The sequence below is a fragment of the Bogoriella caseilytica genome (genome assembly GCF_003752405.1).
Taxonomy (GTDB): Bacteria; Actinomycetota; Actinomycetes; order Actinomycetales; family Actinomycetaceae; genus Allobogoriella; species Allobogoriella caseilytica.
On the sequence record NZ_RKHK01000001.1, the window covers coordinates 1,378,232 to 1,396,723 of the forward strand.

An 18,492-nucleotide genomic window follows, 5' to 3' on the forward strand; every position below is an offset into this window, starting at 1 on the left:
TCCTCACAGCATGCATGAGACACAGCCCTCGACCTCGGTGCCCTCCAGGGCGAGCTGGCGCACCCGGATGTAGTAGAGCGTCTTGATGCCCTTGCGCCAGGCATAGATCTGCGCCTTGTTCACCTCACGCGTGGTGGCGGTGTCCTTGAAGAACAGCGTGAGCGACAGCCCCTGGTCCACGTGCTGGGTGGCCTCGGCGTAGGTGTCGATGATCTTCTCGGGGCCGATCTCGTACGCGTCCTGGTAGTACTCCAGGTTCTCGTTCGTCATGTACGGCGCCGGGTAGTACACCCGCCCGAGCTTGCCTTCCTTGCGGATCTCCACCTTGGAGACGATCGGGTGGATCGAGGAGGTCGAGTTGTTGATGTAGGAGATCGACCCGGTGGGCGGCACGGCCTGCAGATTCTGGTTGTAGATGCCGTGTGCCTGAACGGAGGCGGCGAGCTGCTTCCAGTCCTGCTGGGTGGGGATGTGGATCCCGGCCTCGGCGAACAGCCGGCGCACCCGCTCGGTGCGGGGCTCCCAGACCTGCTCGGTGTACTTGGTGAAGTACTCACCGGAGGCGTACTGCGAGTCCTCGAAGCCGGCGAAGGCGCGGCCCTTCTCGATCGCGATCTTGTTGGACTCGGTGATCGCGTGGAAAGCCACCGTGTAGAAGTAGATGTTGGTGAAGTCCAAGCCCTCCTCGGATCCGTAGTGGATCCGCTCCCGCGCCAGGTAACCGTGCAGGTTCATCTGGCCCAGGCCGATGGCGTGGGAATCGTCGTTGCCCTTCTCCACCGAGGGCACCGAGCGGATGTGGGTCTGGTCGGCCACCGCCGTCAGCGCCCGGATCGCGGTGCCCACGGTCTTGCCGAAGTCGGACGAGTCCATCGACTTGGCGATGTTCATCGATCCGAGATTGCAGGAGATGTCCTTGCCGATCACCTCGTAGCCCAGGTCGTCCGAGTACGTCGAGGGCGTGGAGACCTGCAGGATCTCCGAGCACAGGTTCGACATCGAGATCCGGCCCTTGATCGGGTTGGCCTTGTTCACCGTGTCTTCGAACACGATGTAGGGGTAGCCCGACTCGAACTGCAGCTCCGCCAGGGTCTGGAAGAAGCTCCGCGCGTTCAGCGTGGTCTTCTTGATCCGGTCGTCCGCGGCCATCTCGTCATACTTCTCCGAGACGGACAGCTCCGTCATCGGGACCCCGTAGACGCGCTCGACGTCGTAGGGGGAGAACAGATGCATGTCCTCGTTGCGCTTGGCGAGCTCGAAGGTGATGTCCGGGATGACCACGCCCAGGGAGAGCGTCTTGATCCGGATCTTCTCGTCCGCGTTCTCGCGCTTGGTGTCGAGGAACCGCATGATGTCGGGGTGGTGGGCGTGCAGGTACACCGCGCCCGCGCCCTGGCGGGCGCCGAGCTGGTTGGCGTAGGAGAAGGAGTCCTCCAGCAGCTTCATCACCGGGATGACGCCGGAGGACTGGTTCTGGATCTTCTTGATCGGCGCGCCGGACTCACGGATGTTCGTCAGTGACAACGCCACGCCGCCACCGCGCTTGGAGAGCTGCAGGGCCGAGTTGATCCCGCGCGCGATGGACTCCATGTTGTCCTCGACGCGCAGCAGGAAGCAGGAGACGAGCTCTCCGCGCTGGGCTTTGCCGGCATTGAGGAAGGTGGGGGTGGCCGGCTGGAAGCGGCCGGCGAGGATCTCTACGACGAGCTCCCGCGCCAGCACCTCGTCGCCGTCAGCCAGGGCCAGGGAGGCCATGGCCACGCGGTCCTCGAAGCGCTCGAGGTACTTCTTCCCGTCGAAGGTCTTCAGCGTGTACGAGGCGTAGTACTTGAAGGCACCCAGGAAAGTCTCGAAACGGTGCTGCTGCGCCTGGGCGAGATCCCAAAGCTCCTGGAGGAACTCGCCGGAGTACTTCTCGAGCACCTCGCCCTCGTAGTACCGCTCTTCCACGAGGTAGTCGAGCTTCTCCTGCAGGGAGGGGAACTGGACCGTGTTGGGGTTCACGTGCTGCAGGAAGTACTGCCGCGCGGCCTCCCGGTCGACGTGGAACTGGATCTTGCCGTCCGCGTCGTAGAGGTTCAGCATTGCGTTCAGCGCGTGATAGTCGAGCTGAGGCGCGTTGACCTCTACGCCGGTATCAGTGAGCGTTGCTGCCAAAACTGCCCCAATCCCTCTTGGACGCGATGGACGTCCTCGGTGGTACCCATGAGTTCGAAGCGGTAAAGGAACGGCACCTGGCACTTGGCTGCGATGATGTCGCCTGCCAGGCCGTACCCCTGACCGAAATTCAGGTTGCCGCTCGCGATGACCCCACGGATCAGTGAGCGGTTGACTGTGTTGTTGAGGAAGCGGATCACCTGTTTGGGCACCGCTCCCTGGCCCTCGCCTCCACCGTAGGTGGGAACGATCAGAACGTACTCCTCATCGACAACGAGGTCGTCCTCACCCCGCCGGAGCGGGATCCGATGCGCAGGCACGCCGAGCTTCTCCACGAACCGGTGAGTGTTGTTCGTGGCGGAGGAGAAGTAGACGAGTGTGCTCACTCTGCGTCCTCCCAGCGATGCGGTCGAAGCCGGGCCGTCGGTGACGGCCCGGCGATGATGATGCTCAGGCGGAGGCGACAGCGGCCTGCTCGCGCACTCGCGCGGCCAGGGCCTTGACCTTGTCGGGGCGGAAGCCCGACCAGTGGTCGCCGTCGGCGAAGACCACGGGCGCCTGCTGGTAGCCCAGCGCCTTGACGCTGGCGAGGGCCTCGGGGTCCGTGGTGATGTCCACGACCTCGTAGTCGAGACCCTGCTTCTTCAGCGCCCGGTAGGTGGCGTCACACTGGACGCAGGACGGCTTGCTGTAGACAGTGATGCTCATCTGAGCCGGACTCCTTCTCTCCTGCGTCGTCATCTGGTCAGCGTGGGGCCTGCACGGGCAGAACTCGGGCGCGACGTACCAACTGACACAGGTGTAACAACAACGATGTGATTTACCGGAGAGTAGGCGTCTCCCCGGCCCATGTGCGGATCACCAACACTACACCTGGTGGTCCAAGCATCCCCGAACCCCAAGATGCTGTGTCTCGGCGTTTCGCGCGATCAATCATCCTCACCTCCATCCGCTGCCTGTGGACCACTCCCACCTGCCTGGGGAGAGTCCCTGAGACGAGTCTCTCGCCGACCACTGACATTGGCCGCACGGCGAGCTTCGACCCGGGACGAGGCTGTGGATGAACGGGCCGCCATCCGTCCACACGCTGTGGGCAGCGACCGCTCGTCAGACGAGCGGCACAGGGAAAATGTCGGCGTGTCCCGCAGCCTTGGGCGTGTCGTGCACCGGTGTCAGCCCAGGGTGCTCAGCACCCCGAGCACCACCGACGCCGAGCGCTCGGCGGCTCCCTGCAGGCCGAGAGAGAAGGACTCCGCGTGCTCGCCGTCGTCGTAGTCGGGCAGGGCGAGATCGGAGATGCCGCGCACGGAGAGGAAGGGCGCACCGCGCGTGCGCGCCACATGGGCTAGCGCGGTCGTCTCCATGTCCACCGTGAGCGCCTCGGGGAACACCGCGCGCGCCTCGAGGGCATGGTGGGCGGTGACGAAGGCATCGCCGGAGATCATCAGACCGCTGAGCAGCCGGCCGTGCTCTAGCCGCTGGGCCCGCGCGGCTGCCAGCAACGCGGCTCCGGACTCGAAGACGGCGGGCATGCCCGGCACCTGGCCGCGCACATTCTGCGTGAAGGCGGTGGCGTCCGCCTGGGTGTAGGCGTAGGTCTCGCCCAGCACGACGTCCCCGACCTCGACGTCGGCACCGAGCCCGCCGGCTGATCCGGTGGAGACGGCGGGTACCGGCCCGGTGAGCAGCAGCGCCTCGGTCAGGGCGGAGGCCGCATTGACCAGGCCCACGCCGCAGCGGACCAGCAGGGCCGGCACACCGCCGAACTCGGCCAGCCGCATCTCACCGACGCCGAGTTCGCGAACGGGCCCCACGGTGGTCGCCGCCTCCAGGTACGGGCGGATCTCCTCGGCCATCGCCCCCACGACGACGGCCCGTGCCTGTGGCAGGGCCGGCTCCGGCCGCAGCACGCCCGGCAGCGCGTCTGCATCCGGCACAGCATGGTCCGCGCTCATCCGGCCATCACCTGATCCCACTGCGCGCGGCCGGCCAACATGGTGGCGGCCTCTCGCTTCGCGGCGTCCAGATCATGACTGGCGGCCCAGCCGCACTGCGTCTCGTTGGCCGCCGGGACCTCCTCGGCGGCGAGCACCTCGCGCAGGCCCTGCTCGACGAGGTCGAGGACCTCGGCATAGGGGTGCTCACCGCTCAGCAAGAGATAGAACCCGGTCTGGCAACCCATCGGCGAGAAGTCGACGACATCATCCGAGTAATTGCGCACCTTCTCCGCAAAGGTGTGCTCCAGGGAGTGCAGCGCCGGCATCTCCAGGTGGGCGACGTTCGGCTGGCAGAAGCGGACGTCGTACTTCGTGAGCACATCTCCAGCGGGCAGGTGCTTCACGTCGGCCACCCGCACGTACGGCGCAGCCACGGCGGTGTGATCAAGGTTGAAGCTCTCGACATTCAGGGGCATGGGCACATTCTGTCAGCCTGCGACCACCAAGCCCTGCTCACACCAGCGCGTTCCCGGCCGGCAGAAGGAATCAGGCACGGACGCCTTCGAGCTGTTGGTGCACGAGGTGTTCCGCGAAGGCGCTCGCCCGCTGATGATCCCCTCGTGCACGCGCCACCACGGCATTGACCATGAGGCCGCCTTCGATGGCGTCGAGGAAGGCGACCACATCGGTGCCCGGGGCCAGCTCGCCGTCGTCGATGGCTTGCCGCACCCGCGGAGCGCTGCCGTGCATGCCGCGCGAGACGTCACGGAGGCAGAGGTCGGCAAAGTCCTCGGGGGCGCCCGCTGCCGCGGCGTACAGCTCGATCATGGCCGGGCCGTACTCACCCAGGTAGAGCTCCGCCCGGGCTTGCGCGTGCACCACCAGATGCTCACTCAAGCCCATCCCCGAGGTGTCCGGCGTGGGGTGCTGCGCGGCGAGGTGCTCGATGGCCTCGGTCAGAAGCTCGCGCTTACCGGACCACCGCAGATAAATGGAAGACTTCCCGATACCGGCCTCACCTGCCACGCCGTCGAGGGTGAGGCCCGCCCAGCCGCGACGGCCGAAGATCGCTAGCGCCGCCGCATAGGCACGCGGTTCGGTATCGGCATGACGTGGCCGCCCTGGCCCACGCCGGCGTCGAGCGCTTGCGGGCGCGCTTTCGGTGGCTGTGGTCATGAGAGGACTCCCTTGTCCAGCTCGGTTGACAGAGCTTCCAGCCTATCGGTTCGGCGCTGGCTGAGCATGTATGCCCGACGGTGGCCGTGCCCATCCAACCGCTGCGCAACCTCCCGGCACCCGGGGCGATTGTGCTCAGGAATCGTCGGAATAACGCCGAGCGGAGGGGTCAAAGCGACGTTTGGTGAGCACAACCGCACAGGGGATGGCGGGCGGCGAGCCCGGTGGGACCCGACGGAGGAGGGCCCGCACAGGGGATGGCGGGCGGCGAGCCCGGGACCCCGCGGGCCCAAGCGGTCAGAGGTGGGCGGCGGCCCGTTCGGTGGGGCCGGCACCGTCGGCAGCGCTCCGGCTCTTCTTCCGGCGCACCCGGGCGCCCTTGATGATGCGGTGCCGGATGGCGGCGGAGGCCTGGTCGACGGCGACGGTCACCACAATGATCACCGCGATGACGATGCCGATCTGTTCCCAGTCCCGGATGCCGAAGACGTTGGAGAGCAGCACGCCGATACCACCGGCGCCCAGAGTGCCGAGGATTGCCGAGGCGCGGATGTTGACCTCGAAGCGGTAGAGCCAGATCGCGATGACGTCCGGCATCACCTGGGGCAGCACGGCCCAGCGGATGATCTGGGCACGGTTCGCACCGCAGGCCTGCGCCGACTCCACCGGTCCGGTCTCGATGGACTCGATGGCCTCAGAGATCAGCTTCGACAACGTTCCCACCGAGGAGACGCCCAGTGCGAAGGCACCCGCGAGCGCGCCACCACCGCCTGCGCCGAAGCCGAAGAGCGGCAGGGTGATGGCGATGGCGATGGCGATCTCCGGCACGGCGCGGATCACCGAGAGCCCGAAGCGCACGGGCAGGTAGATCGGCAACGGCGCCATATTGCGCGCGGCGAGGAACCCGAAGGGCAGGGACAGCGAGGCGCCCACCATGGTGCCGATCCACGCGATCGCGACCGACTCGATCATGGCGGAGAACGCGTCGCTCCAAATCCCGAGCACCCGCTCGTCTGGAACCTGGAAGACGCCCTCACCCATCAGGCGCACGTAAGTGCCGATGTTCCCCGGGAGGTTCAGCGCTGCCGCGAGATCCATGCCCGTGCCGGTGAAGGCGATGAGCACGATGAAGGCACCGGCGACCAGGCCGAGATCGAACTTCGTCTTGGAGGGCTGGACCGGGCGGGCGTCGAGCCGGTCCGGGGCGAAGCGCGTGCTGCCGGCACCCTGGACGGCAGAACTATCGGAGTCGTCGCGACTGCGGCCCACGGCTCCAGAGCCCGCGCCCGGCTCGCGGGAGGCAGCGGACGGGGCGCGCCGCGAGCGGAGGGCACGGTCACGCACCGTGTAGGTCGCGATGGCCAGGAAGCCCAGAGCCAGCAGGATGGCGAGCCAGAACTCGGCGAAGGGCGCCATGTCCTCCAGCGCCGCCTGGCGGAAAGCACCCGCAGAAGCGAACTCGGACGCATCGGTGATCTCGATGCGCTGCACAGCTCGGTACGCGGAGTAGAGGGCGCCGAGCAGGAAGGCGATCCCCCAGATCAGCAGGCGCACGGTCTTGGCCCTCATATCAGCTTCCTCCGGGCCCACATCGAGAACAGGTCGACCAGCAACACCACCACGATCAGGGCGGCGAGGATGGCCGAGACGCGGTCGAAGCGGAAGTCGGAGAACTGCAGCATGATCTGCTGACCGATGCCCGCCACGCCGACGATGCCGATGGCGGCCGAAGCACGGATGTTCAGCTCGAAGACGTAGAGGCTGTAGGACACGTAGCTCGGCATGACCTGCGGCAGTACGGCCATGCGGTTGCGCTGCAGGAGGTTCGCGCCGGAGGCGTCGGCGGCCTCGATGGGGCCGAGGTTCACGCCGTCGATGCTCTCGCCCACCAGCTTGGCCACCACGCCGATGTTGAACATGGTCAGCGCCAAGATGCCGGCCAGGATGCCCAGTCCGTGGGTGGTGCCGCCGATGAAGGCCACGAAGAGCAACGCCCACCCGACGTCGGGGATCGAGCGGATCACCGAGTTGATGGCCTTGACGGTCTGGCTCACCACCTTGTTCGGTGAGGAGACCGGGGAGGCAAGCAGCGCGAGCACGAGGCCGATGAGGCAACCGATGAGCGTGGCCACGATGGCCATATAGATGGTGTCGAGCCACAGGTGGCGCACTCGCCACAAGTGCTGCCAGTCAGGCTGGAAGAAGTCGAACCGGGTCAGCAGCAGCTGGACGTTCTCCCAGCGGCGGTAGATGTCCAGCAAGTCGAAGTCGACCGCCTTGCCGGCCCACTGCGAGACGATCAGGAAGCCGGTCAGGCCGGCCGCCGAGGTCGAGGAGGCCCGCACCCGCCAGCACAGCGCGAGGCCGCCGATCATGAGCACGGCCCCGAAGAGCGGCCAGACCGGCAACAACGAGACCTCGTCCTCACCGATGGTGACCGTGCCCTCGCCGATGGTCCACTCGGCAGTGGAGGTCAGCCAGAAGACCGCGGTGGCCACCAGGGCCACCACGACCAGCGCCGCGTAGCGCGCGCCCGAGGGCCGGGGCTTCTCCGGCCAGGACTTCTTCGTCTCACCGGTAACGCCGGGCGCCGCAGAACTGCCGGAGGTGGTCGTGGTGGTCACTCAGGCGCTCCTCGGCGCAGCCTCGTCCGCTGCGTCGGGAGTGAGGACCTCGACTCCGGCGATGTCGTTCAGGTTGACGGGAACGTCGGTGGCGGCCACGTCCTCAGCGGTCAGCGAGCGCTGGTAGACGGTCTCGATGACGGCGTCGGTGGCTTCGGCGACGGGGCCGTCGAAGACGACCTCACCACCGCGCATGCCGATCACGCGGTCGGCGTATGCGCGGGCGAGGTCGAGGTGATGCATGTTCACCACGCAGGTGATGCCGTCCTCCTGCTGGATGCGGCGCAGGTCGCGCATCACCTTGTGTGCCGTGGGCGGGTCGAGCGAAGCCACCGGCTCGTCGGCCAGGATGACTTCGGGCTGCTGTGCCAGCACGCGCGCAATGGCCACGCGCTGCTGCTGCCCACCGGAGAGGGCCGAGGCGCGGTTGTAGGCCTTGTCCACGATGCCAACGCGCTCGAGGCACTCGAAGGCCAGTTCCTTCTCTTCCTCGCGGTACCACCCGAGCAGGGAGCGCAGCGTGGAGGTCATCGAGGAACGGCCGAGCAACACGTTGTTCAGCACGGAGACGCGGTTGACCAGGTTGAAGGACTGGAAGATCATCCCGACCTTCGAACGGACCCGGCGCAGCTTGGTCTTGCTGCGCGGATCCACCAGGGAGCCGTTCACGGTCAGCGAGCCCTCGGTGTAGGGCACCAGACCGTTGACGGTGCGGATGAGCGTCGACTTGCCGGCACCGGAGAGGCCGACGATCGCCACGAACTCGCCCTTGGCGATCTCGAGGTTCACCCCGCTGAGGCCCTTGAAGCCGTTGGGGTAGACGACGTCGACGTTGCTGAAAGTGATCATGGTTCTCCCTGGTGCTCGCCGGGGTACGGAGCGCAGCCTACTCGCGCTCCGCACCCCGGCGGGTCACCCAGGCCTGATGGCCGGGTGAGTGAGGATCAGTCCTCGGGGAAGGCGTCGTAGACGTTACGAGCCAGGTCGAGGTCCTCGGAGCTGGAGGCCACCAGGCCGTCCATCTCGTAGGTGTCGTACAGGATCTCCAGGCCTTCGTCGGTGTCGTTCAGGGAGAGGAAGGCGTCCAGGATCAGCTGACGCTCGTCCTCGGTGAGGGCGTCATCACCAGCGAGAACCACGCCGTCGTTCGGAATCGGTCCGGCCCAGGCGAAGACCACGACTTCCTGGCCCACCTCGGGGTGCTCGTCCTCGATGTTGCCGCGAGCGTCGTCGAAGGACACACCCACGGTGGCATTGCCGTTGAGCACGTTCAGCACCGAGTTGTCGTGGCTGCCTGCGAACTGTTCGTCGAGGTCACCAGAGCCGGGAACGAAGCCGTGGATGTCGTTGAGCTGGGTGGCCGGGAAGTAGTAGCCCGAGGCCGAACCTTCGGACACGTAAGAAATGGTGTCGCCGGCCTGGATGTTGTCCAGGGCCTCGACGCCGACCGGGCCGGGCTCGGCGTCGTCGGTGCCGTTGCAGAACAAGTAGCCGTCCACGTCAACCGGCTCGTCCATGCAGAAGGTGTCCGGGTCGTTGGTGAACCACTGGGTCACGTAGATGTCCGAGCCGTAACGCTCAGCCTGAGCGACGGGGATGGCGTCGGCCACGCGCTCGGCCTGGACCATTTGGACCGGGCCGGCGCCGAGGATGCCGTGGACATCGCCGATGGCCATGGCGGTGACAGCGCCGGAGTAGTCGTTCGCGACCTCCACGCGCACCGGGAAACCGTCGAGGGCCTCGGAGAGTGCCTCGGCGAGACGCTCCTCTTCGGCGGCGAGGGCGTCGACGTCGGTGGAGGGGGTCAGCGCAATGACGAGCTCGTCGATCGACTCGATGCCCCCAGCGGTGTCGTCGCCGTCCTCATCGGTGTCGGTGTCGTCATCGTCGGTGTCGTCCTCGGTGGTCTCCTCGACGGTGGGGTCTTCCTCGTCGACATCGGAGTCCGAGTCGCCGTTGTCGCCGCACGCAGCGAGAACGAGAGCCGTCGCGGCTGCGGCGGCGGCAAGCGTGGTCGAACGCTTCATGTGTCCACTTCCTGATTGTGAGTGATTCCGGTGGTGGGTCTGGGACGCGAGGTCTACGCCGTCCGGGTGGCCACACACGGCGGCCAGTGACTTCCCGTGTCTGGTCAACCCCCGGTGACCGATCACGCGGTCAGGAGGAAGGGAACCAGGAACACGTCAACGCAAGAACGCGGGCAGGTTACGAGGAGGTGAACAGATCCACCTGCTCCCGCGACTCGCCCGGGCCCCTGTGCCACTGTCACCGGGTCACCGTATGGCACTCGGCCCTGGTGCAGCAGCCCTCGTGGGTCACAGTTTGGTGGCAGAACGGAATAACGACGCACCCTTGCCGTCACTTTGGTGGCAGCTTGAAACTCGGTTGGTGTTCGCGTGCCCATCGCCGCGGCACCTCGCCTGGCGCAGGCTGACTAGCGAGGGTGACTGGTGCGTGTGCCGAGCCGGCACACGCACCAGTCCTCACTCAGTGCTGCGCGACCTCGTCCGAGCGGCCGGTCGCGCGCCGCCGAGCCACCATCACCGCTCCAGCGCTCACCAGGAGCGCGGCGAGCAGGACGGCGAGTGCGACGTCGGCACCGGTGTGTGGCAGTGGCGTGCCCGGCTTCTCACCTGAGGGGTTATCCGGGTCGGAGGGGTTATCCGGGTCGGTCAGGTCACCGGGCACGTCGGCGAAGACGTTCGTCACCATCACCTCGACCGGTCCTACCGCCGCATCGGCCGGCAGTTCGATACCTGCCTCGACCCCCTCGACGACCTCGGGTTCGCTGCCGGGGAGGCTCACCGTGATGGTGGTCTCCTCGGCGTCCCCGGTGACGGTCTCGGTCAGCGCGCAGTCGGCGCCGACGGGCAGGTCCGCATAGGTGACCGTGCCGTCAGCAGCGAGTTCACGCACCGCTCCGCCGGGGATCTCCACGTCGATCTGCTCGCCGTCCACCGTCATGGAGCACACCAGCTCCACTTCGAAGGGACCAGAAGCACCGGGTGCGGAGAGATCGCCGAGGACCTCCTTGGTCACCTGCACGGAGGTGACGTCGAAGGTGTTGGTCAGGGTGACCGTGACCTGCTGGCGCTCACCCTCCTCGTCGACGCCAGGGATCACCACCACGCCGTCGACCGGATCGATCGTGGAATGCGTGGCACCCCCGGTCAGCGTCTCGACCACGATGCACTCAGCGCCGGCAATGATGCCCTCGACCACGGCGCGATAACCGTTCTCCGCGGAGAGCACCACCACACCACCGTTCGGCAGCTCGACGGTCTCGACCTCACCGTCCCGCACCCAGGTGCACTGCACCTGCGCCTCGAACGGACCAGCGCCATACAGCCCAGCGCCGTCACCCTCGACCAGCTTCACCAACTCCAGGTCACCGACCTCGAAGGTGTTGGTGAGGGTCACCTCTTCCTGCTGGCGCTCACCCTCCTCGCCGGCGCCAGGGATGACCACCACGCCGTCGACCGGATCGATCGTGGAATGCGTGGCACCCCCGGTCAGCGTCTCGACCACGGTGCACTCAGCGCCGGCAATGATGCCTTCGACCACGGCGCGATAACCGTTCTCCGCGGAGAGCACCACCACACCACCGTTCGGCAGCTCGACGGTCTCGACCTCACCGTCCCGCACCCAGGTGCACTGCACCTGCGCCTCGAAGGGCCCCGCGCCATAAACCTCGGCACCGTCACCCTCGACCAGCTTCACCAGCTCCAGGTCACCGACCTCGAAGATGTTGGTCGCGGTCACCTCGACGTCGGTCTCGTCCTGGTCGCCGATGACGATCACGCCCTCGGCCGGGTCGAGCACCGTGTGCGTGGCGCCACCGGTCACCGGCTCGGCCACCGTGCACTCGGTACCGGCGGGGAAGACCCCGAAGGAGCGCCACGCGCCGGGCTCGAGGGAGAAGTCCTCGTTGAGGAGCTCCTGACCGCGGTAGTCACAGGCCACCGTGAAGCCGAAGGGCCCGGTGCCGTAGACCTCAGCACCCTCGCCGTCGACGATCTTGCGCACGGTCAGCACGCCGCTGTCGTACCCATTGATCACGGTCACCTCGGCCGCCTGCTCACCGGGGGTGATGGTGGCCGTGGCATCGCCGTGGTCCACCACGTTGTCTCCGACGATCACGGTCTGGTCGGCGAAGGAACCGTCCGTCTCCGTGAGCGTGCACTCCGCACCCACCGGGATCCGGTCAGTGGGAGCGGTGAAGGTCTCGCCGTCGGCGAGCACGAAGGTGAGCACCGTCGTGCCGTCGTCGTCGAAGCGCACCTCCTCGCCCGTGGCGGTCACGCACTGGAGCGTGAACTCGAAGGGCCCGAAGTCCGCCGCGGCCTCGGTCTCCACCAGCTTCGTGACCGACAGACGGGTGAAGCGGTAGTCGTTCGTGAGGGTCACGGTCTGCCCGGCCGGAACCTCCTGGGTGTCGATAGGCACCCCAGGGTCGGTGGGCACCGTCAGCAGCACCACGCCGTCGAGGGGGTCCATCTCGCGGGAGGTCTCGCCGAACTCACCGGTCTCACCGACCTCGCTGACGCGGCACTCCGTGCCGGGCGCAGCGCCGAGCGGGATCCCGTCCACGCGCACGGTGAAGTCGTTCTCCGCGGAGAGCGCGATCTGCGCATAGTCACCCATGTCGATGGCGACTCCGTCGATCGAGCACTCGAGGTCCACGAGGAACTCGGCCGCGGCGTAGTCCGCGGCCGGCCCGGTGACCGTCTTGTTCACCTCGAGGGAGGCGAACCGCAGGTGAACGCCGACCCGGGAGGGGGCGATCTTCTTGGTGGCCTGAGCGTCGACGTACTTCACGCCGAACTGGTTCCAGGCCACGCTGTTGGTCGCCGGCACCTGCATGGGAGCTGCGTCGGCGGCACCGTCGGTGGCCGGCACGTTCTCCGTGCTGTAGGTGACGTCGACGATCTCACCGGTCTGCAGGCGGCCCGCAGCCGTGGTGCGGAAGTCGAAGTGGACGCGCAGCCCGGTGACCTCCGCCCAGTCGACGGCGTCGGCGGCCACCCACTCCTCGTCGTTCTGCTCGCAGGGCTCCTGGTTCTGCAGGTTGTTCCACGTCCCGACGCAGACGTCCGGGCTGGTGGTCACCTCCACGACGATCTCGGTGCCCTCGGGCGCGTTGACTCCCAGGGACTCGGCGACCAGCTGCGGCCGGTACTGCGAGCCGCGGGGGTTGCCCGAGACGAGCTGACGGTCGCCACTCACCGGGAGCTGATCGAAGATCGTGAGTTCGTAGACGTCGATCGTCCCAGCGTTGGCGGCGGTCAGCAGCCAGTCGTCGACTCCACCCACCTGGCTGTGCGCCACGCAGGGTGCGCGGTAGTAGCTCTGGTCGCCGCGCTCGAGAGCCGGGACGCACACGGAGTTGGGCGAGCTGGCGTGGTATGCGCCGTCCAGGCTGCCGTTGACACCCTTGACGGTGAACAGGTTCGGCCCGCTGGCCGGCTGCGCGAAGTCAGTGGTGCCACAGGTGGTCGGGTCCGCGCCCCAGGCGTCGGTCAGGCTGCCCCCGTCCAGGTGCGAGCAGGCGGAGAGCTCCTCCTCAGTGCGCGCCGTGACGGTGTTGAGCACGTGCTGCCCGGAGGGCGCTCCGATACCCAGCTCGAGGTGCAGGGTGATGGTGAAGGACTCCCCGGGCGCCATGCGGTTCTCGCCCTCGGGCCAGGTGAAGATCAGCTCGTCGCCCTCGATCTCCAACGAGACGTTCTCCGAGAGGAACCCGCCGTCCTCCGCGGCGTAGGTGGGTTCCGGATCACCGATGTAGGCCAGGTGCGACGGCAGGGTGTCGCGCACCTCGGTCACGGTCAGGAAGCCCGTTCCACTGTTCTGGAAGGTCAGCTCCCAGGGCACGTTGTCACCCCGGTTGATCACGCGCTGACCCTCGTTGATCAGCTTGCGGATCGACAGCTCCTGGGTGCCCGGGTCGAGCACGATCTCGGCGGTAGCCTGCGCCGGAGCCGAGTTGTTGCCGTCGGTGCGCAGGGCCTGCGAGGTCTGGGTGTTCGTCACCTCGCTCGGGAAGACCACCGGCTCGCCACTGGAGCGATAGGTCTCCCGCAGCTGCGTCTGGAGCTCGAGGGATCCCGCCCAGTTCGGTGCGGGCAACGCCGGCGAGAAGTAGCCGCCGTCGGCGCGCGAGAAGGTCACCCGCACGCCCTGGATCTCGGCCAGCTCCACGTCAGGCAGGGCGGCCGTGGCGGCCTCCTCTCCCCCGATCCACTCCATGGCGCCATCAGTGCCGAAGGGACCGTAGACATCCACACGCACCCGGTCCGCCCCGGCGGGCAGGGTCAGCGCGCCCAGGCCGGTGACCTCGAAGGCGTCCCAGAACTCCGGGCTCTCCGCCTGGTCCTCGATGACCACGCGCGAGGGCGCGAGGGTGCTGCGGGGGTTCGCGCCCTGGTTCGCTCCGAGGAGAACCGTCACCGGAACGTCCGGCTGGGCTTCGAGGATCTGACCGGGCGAAACCGACTTGACCGGCCGCACGTTGATCTCGCCGCCGGTGAGAACCACCCGTGCGTCGTCGATGTCACCGGTGGGCGCGCCTTCGGAGAGGATCGGGTCGTAGGACTGCGCGAACACCCGGTTGTCGATGCCGCGGGTCTGCCCGGCGCGGAGCACCTGGTTCTCCCCGGTGCTGCGCAGCGTCGGGCGCAGGCGTACGTCGAGCTCGATGGTGAGATCGTTCTCCTGCGTGATCGTGCCGCCAGTGAGCTCGGGGTCGCTGCCCTGGAAGGTCACGCTGATCCCGACGACGTCGGCCAGCTGGGCGGCGCTCATGGCGTTGACCGCACTGGCAGTGGTCTGCTCGCTGGTGTACGTGCCGTCGTCGTAACGCAGCAGCCACACGGTGCTCGCCTCGAGGTCGACCTCGTCGGCGATGCTCGCACCGATGCTCACGGCGGTGAGGTCGAGGCCCTCGAAGGGGTTCTGCTGCCCGCTACCGAGATCCAGCCAGTCCACGTCAGCGGCGAAGGGGTTCGCCAGTGCTCCCGCAGCCGTGCCCTCGCTCTGGCACTCCTCCAGGTCGGTGTCCGCGCAGGCGGCCGGATCGGTGAGGCGCACGTAGGACGCGCGCGACGCGGCGTCATTACGGCCGGTGAGCGTGAAGGTCGCGGTCGGGTAGGCCTCGGGGTCGGTGCCCACCACCGGGGTGTAGATCCGGTCGTGATCGTGCGAGACCGTCTTGTGCACGTCCACCGCCGGCCCGGGGTTGGAGATCACGATGCGATCCCCATCGGTGTCACGCGAGGTCTGGTCGCCACGCTCGCCAAGGATCTCCGCGGTGTTCTCCACGATCCCGGGATCGTCGGTGTTGTAGGTCGCGGTCTCGGTGACCCACACGTTCTCGACGCGGGTGCGGTCGCGCACCTGCCAGGTCAGATCGAAGAAGCGCCCGGCGCCCGCGGCGACGCCGGAGCCGACCTCGGGGGCGTAGGGGTCGAAGGCCGAGCCGCGGGCGTCGATCCGGGCCTGCTCGTTCTCTTCCAGCACCACGCGCACTCCCGTGGTGTTCGCGCGCTGCTCCGCGGTGAGGGTGTAGCCGACGAAGGCGCCGCCCTGGATCCATCCAGCTGCCGGGGCCGGGACGGTCTGCCATTCCGCACCGTCGTAGAGCTGGACGGCGGTGATGGTGTCGTAGCGGAGGTACCAGCCGTTGGAGAAGGGCTCCGAGTCGGCGTTGATCCGGTTGAGCGCGACCAGGTCGAAGGCGTCGAAGACGGAGCCCTCGAGGGCCGAGGGATTGACCGGGTCGGTGATGGTCACCGTGTCGAAGCCGGTGCCCACCCGCCAGTTCAACCAGGTCTCGGCCTCCTCGCCCGACTGGGCGGAGACGCCGTCCTGGCGCCACTGCTTACCGATGCTCACCGACCCGGGGCCGGGACCGACGCCGCCGCCGTCGCCAGTGATCACGGAGACCACTGCGGAGTCCTCGTCCTCGTCCTCGAGCGGCGTGCCGGCCTCGGTCGCGCCGCTGGCGTGCACCGTGGCGGTGTTCTCGTACGGGGTCGGCTGCTCGGGCCCCGGGGTGACCGATCCGCCATCGCGCAGCTCGCTCCGGGCATCGGCGACGAAGTTCGGCGAGACGCGCGTGTCGGCGGGGAAGCCCTCCGGCCGATCGAAGGTGAAGCGGATGCCGGAGATCTCACCCGGTGTGACGCCATCGGTGCTGCCCACCGCCGCAGCGAACTGCTCGCGGGTCAAGGAGAAGATCCAAGCGCCGTCCCGCGGCCCCTCGGTCACGAGTGTCACCCAGTCGTCACCGTTGTGGACCTCAACGGTCATCGCCGCGCCCGCCGGCACCTGGGTCGGTGCAATGGAGACCAGGTCGAACGCGTTCCAGAACTCGTCCTCACCCTCGGACCAGACGTCTTCGACGACGATCTGCTGCACGCGCGCATAGTCCGACGAGGTCGCTGCGCGCGCGGCGAGCGAGGCGATGACGGTCTCAGCCGGCTGAACGCTGGAGCTGGGGCGGATGGTCTTGTCGATCGAGGCGTTGATGCGGGGGTCGACCAGTGCGAGGGTGTCGGTGTCGCCCGCTTCGGCGGTCAGGCCGTTGGGAGCCGTGACCTGGACGTCGACCCGGTTGACGCGGCTGATCTCCGCCGCGCCGTCGGTGGCGCCCTCATCGGTCTCGATGTCGAAGGTGAGCTGCGCCGTCGCGGCGGATTCGATCCCGCCATCCTCGGCGGTGAAGACGATCTCGAAGCCGGAGATCGGCGTCCCGGGGGCTTCGGGGGTGTCTCCGTTGCCGAAGGGCACGCTGATCGGGTCATCATCACCTGACAGCGGGTAGTAGGTGACGGTCGCAGCGGTGGCGCCGCCGGGCCAGGTGGGTGCAGCGGTGAAGCCACCGAAGGTGATGTCCTCGGTGAAGAAGTCGAGGTCGGCGAGCCGGAGCTCGTTGACACCGACGTCGGAGTTGTTGGTGCCGCTGATCGTCGCGGCGGCGGTCTGACCCGCGCTCATCCGGCCCGGCTCGATGTTCTTCACGGCCCCGGCGGCCACGTTCGCGGGGTTGACCGTGTGAGTGGCGGAGGCCTGATCGGTGGCCGGGTCGTACTCCCCGAGCTGCAGGCTGGCGCCGGCCACGTTCTGCACGCTGTGGGAGGCCGTGGAGAGATCGGCGCCGGTGCCACGATGGGCGGCGCGCTGCGCGAGCGTGAGGCCGAGGTCAGCCTGGGTGCCGGAGTCGAAGGCCCCGGTGTAGGTCACGCGCAGGCCGGCGACGTCACCGTTCGCTACACCCGACGGGAGCGCGAAGTCCGTTCCCGGCGCGCCACTGACCCACGACCAGGCGCCGCCGCTGAGGACGTAGGCATCGACCTGAACCGCCGTGGCGCCCGCCGGCAGCGCAGCGTCGGAGAAGCCCGCGAAGTCGGTGATGGTGAAGGGGTTGCTGGCATCGAGCGAGGCCGCACCGTCCGGCGCCGCGGCAGGCTCCTGGATGGTCAGGGTGTCGGTGGCGATGTTGGAGGAGGTGACGGCTGCGAGCGCGACCTCAGACTCCCGGCCCGGCTCGAAACTCGCGGTGCTCGGGGTCCAGGCCTTGGTGAGGTCGACGTCGAAGTTGATCGGGGTGCGCACCGAGATGGGGGCGCTACTGCTGTCGGGCAGGGAGTTGCTGGCGGTCGTCTCCGCGGTGTTCACGATCTCGGTCACGGCCGTGGAGGCCTGCCCGGAGGGCACCTGCATGCTCAGGGTGACGGTGAAGGTCTGGCCCTCCACCAGACCGATGTTCCCGCCGGGGAGAGTTTCCCGGAAGTCGAGCTCGAAGCGGGTGGCGGGGCCGACAACCTCGGGGTAGCTCGCGCCCAGCTCGGTATCGCCTTCGTACCAAGTGACCTCATGAGCAATGTTCGAAGCCGGGGGGGCGTAATTGACGTTCTGCAGTGAGAAGCCCGCGAGCTCGGCCGGCAGGGCGTCAGTGAGCACCGCATCGATGCAGGACTCCTCCGAGCAGGTCACCTGCACGGTGTAAGTGAAGGCGTCACCCGGGAGCAGGACCTCCACCGTGTCCACGGTCTTGGAGACGGCGAGGTACTGCACCTCATCTGCCGCTGCCGGAGCGACGAGCCCCGCCATCATCGGCAGGCCGACGAGGAAGGCCAGGAAGCCGGCGACGACCCGCCGGAATCGGGAAGCCTTCCGCCTTGCGCGATCGTTCGAGCCTGCCGCCGCCGACGTCTTCATATGTGCCTCTCAATTGAACCGGCGGCCCGACCGCCCCCGTTCACAACAATGCCGGCCGGATGCTAGCACCCTTAAGTAGCGCTTTAGCAACCATCTTCACTACCTGCGGAGCGCTACTTTCGGCGCTTTTGCGTTGCTGAATGCGCAATTTTTCGCTTCGCGTCGCCGGAGTGTGGCGGCTCCGAACAGGCATGACCCCCCGAAAGGCAAACGTTCGTCTAGTTTTTCGCTCGGTCGACTCCCGCCCATAGGTCGGCATGTCCGGACAGCAGCTCTGCTCAGAGTCGGAAGAACGACTAGTCGTTCGTCTCTCTCCATGTGACCAAGGTCTCGCATCCACATCGCCGAGATCCCGCGGTCGGCGCCGTTGCGAGCCTCCC

Annotated in this window: 11 protein-coding genes; all 11 read right to left on the reverse strand. The window is 67.6% G+C overall.

The window, feature by feature from the left end:
• Window positions 1-3: 3 nt before the first annotated feature.
• Window positions 4-2,085, reverse strand: a complete 2,082-nt coding sequence (gene nrdE, locus EDD31_RS06200; protein WP_245991293.1) for a class 1b ribonucleoside-diphosphate reductase subunit alpha — start codon at window positions 2,083-2,085, stop codon at window positions 4-6.
• A gap of 41 nt (window positions 2,086-2,126) precedes the next feature.
• A complete protein-coding gene (gene nrdI, locus EDD31_RS06205; RefSeq protein WP_123303394.1) occupies window positions 2,127-2,543 on the reverse strand; it encodes a class Ib ribonucleoside-diphosphate reductase assembly flavoprotein NrdI in 417 nt (138 codons plus the stop codon).
• A 64-nt stretch (window positions 2,544-2,607) separates the two neighbouring features.
• Window positions 2,608-2,865 (reverse strand): glutaredoxin-like protein NrdH, encoded by a 258-nt coding sequence (gene nrdH / locus EDD31_RS06210; RefSeq protein ID WP_123303395.1) that lies wholly within the window; start codon window positions 2,863-2,865, stop codon window positions 2,608-2,610.
• Between the two features lie 464 nt (window positions 2,866-3,329).
• Window positions 3,330-4,112: a 5'-methylthioadenosine/S-adenosylhomocysteine nucleosidase gene (gene mtnN, locus EDD31_RS06215; protein WP_123303396.1), complete on the reverse strand. Its 783-nt coding sequence runs from the start codon at window positions 4,110-4,112 to the stop codon at window positions 3,330-3,332.
• The gene (locus EDD31_RS06220) at window positions 4,109-4,570 is read right to left on the reverse strand and encodes an S-ribosylhomocysteine lyase (RefSeq protein WP_170163212.1); all 462 of its coding nucleotides are present in this window, start codon (window positions 4,568-4,570) and stop codon (window positions 4,109-4,111) included. The genes mtnN and EDD31_RS06220 overlap by 4 nt, the downstream gene beginning before the upstream one ends.
• A 70-nt stretch (window positions 4,571-4,640) precedes the next feature.
• On the reverse strand, window positions 4,641-5,270 hold the full coding sequence (locus tag EDD31_RS06225; protein WP_123303398.1) for a TetR/AcrR family transcriptional regulator: 630 nt from the start codon (window positions 5,268-5,270) through the stop codon (window positions 4,641-4,643).
• A gap of 297 nt (window positions 5,271-5,567) precedes the next feature.
• Complete coding sequence (gene phnE / locus EDD31_RS06230) at window positions 5,568-6,839, reverse strand: phosphonate ABC transporter, permease protein PhnE (protein WP_245990953.1); 1,272 nt, start codon at window positions 6,837-6,839, stop codon at window positions 5,568-5,570.
• The gene (gene phnE / locus EDD31_RS06235; RefSeq protein ID WP_123303399.1) at window positions 6,836-7,894 is read right to left on the reverse strand and encodes a phosphonate ABC transporter, permease protein PhnE; all 1,059 of its coding nucleotides are present in this window, start codon (window positions 7,892-7,894) and stop codon (window positions 6,836-6,838) included. The genes phnE (EDD31_RS06230) and phnE (EDD31_RS06235) overlap by 4 nt, the downstream gene beginning before the upstream one ends.
• On the reverse strand, window positions 7,895-8,743 hold the full coding sequence (gene phnC, locus EDD31_RS06240; protein WP_123303400.1) for a phosphonate ABC transporter ATP-binding protein: 849 nt from the start codon (window positions 8,741-8,743) through the stop codon (window positions 7,895-7,897).
• A 95-nt stretch (window positions 8,744-8,838) separates the two neighbouring features.
• The gene (phnD, locus tag EDD31_RS06245) at window positions 8,839-9,921 is read right to left on the reverse strand and encodes a phosphate/phosphite/phosphonate ABC transporter substrate-binding protein (protein WP_123303401.1); all 1,083 of its coding nucleotides are present in this window, start codon (window positions 9,919-9,921) and stop codon (window positions 8,839-8,841) included.
• Between the two features lie 460 nt (window positions 9,922-10,381).
• Window positions 10,382-18,112: a DUF5979 domain-containing protein gene (locus tag EDD31_RS06250; protein ID WP_123303402.1), complete on the reverse strand. Its 7,731-nt coding sequence runs from the start codon at window positions 18,110-18,112 to the stop codon at window positions 10,382-10,384.
• Between the last annotated feature and the right edge of the window lie 380 nt (window positions 18,113-18,492).